Annotated in this window: 1 pseudogene; it reads right to left on the bottom strand. The window is 67.7% G+C overall.

Features of this window, described 5'->3' with window-relative positions:
• Positions 1-518: pseudogene (locus tag Y887_RS17325) on the bottom strand (YadA family autotransporter adhesin); the annotation flags it as partial.
• Positions 519-604: the final 86 nt, after the last annotated feature.

The following is a 604-nucleotide window of genomic DNA, read 5'->3' as shown; positions in this document are numbered from 1 at the left end:
CGCGGGCTGATCGCACGCTGGTAGCCCACCGACAACGCCGATTCGCCGTTCTGGAAACCGACACCGGCACCGATGCGGTTCTGCGAAGCGATACCGGCCACGCTGGCCGACATGTTCAACATCGCCGAGCTCATCGCGCCCTGACGATCCAGGCGACGGTTCTGCCGACGCAGACGGTCTTCGATATCGCCCTGATAGCTTTCGAAGCTGTCGGCCATCGCGCTGTAGCGGCTGTCGGTGTAGCTGTTGGCCGCGGCAACGCCGCTGTCCAACTGGCCCTTGTTCACCGCATCGGTGGCACGCGTACCGGCCGCCACATTGGCCACCTGCCGCTCGCCGCCAACGCTACCCACCGACACCGTGTTGGCGCGATCGGCCACCGAGCCCTGACCCAGTGCAACGGCGCCTTGTGCACTGGCACGTGCGCCCTGGCCGATGGCGGTGCCGGACGCCGCACTGACCTGCGCACCCTCGCCCATCGCCACCGCATTGGTGGCCACCGCTGCAATCTGCGTGTTGCATCAATGCGCCGGGCGCATGGGATCTGTCGCAGGGCGCCGGCGTGGTGGTGGCGGTGCTGGATACCGGGATCCTGCCGGGCCAT

This window comes from Xanthomonas pisi DSM 18956 (assembly GCF_001010415.1).
In the GTDB taxonomy this organism is placed as follows: Bacteria; Pseudomonadota; Gammaproteobacteria; order Xanthomonadales; family Xanthomonadaceae; genus Xanthomonas; species Xanthomonas pisi.
The sequence above is the reverse complement of the archived record's forward strand: the minus strand, read 5'-3'. Positions and strand labels throughout refer to the sequence as shown.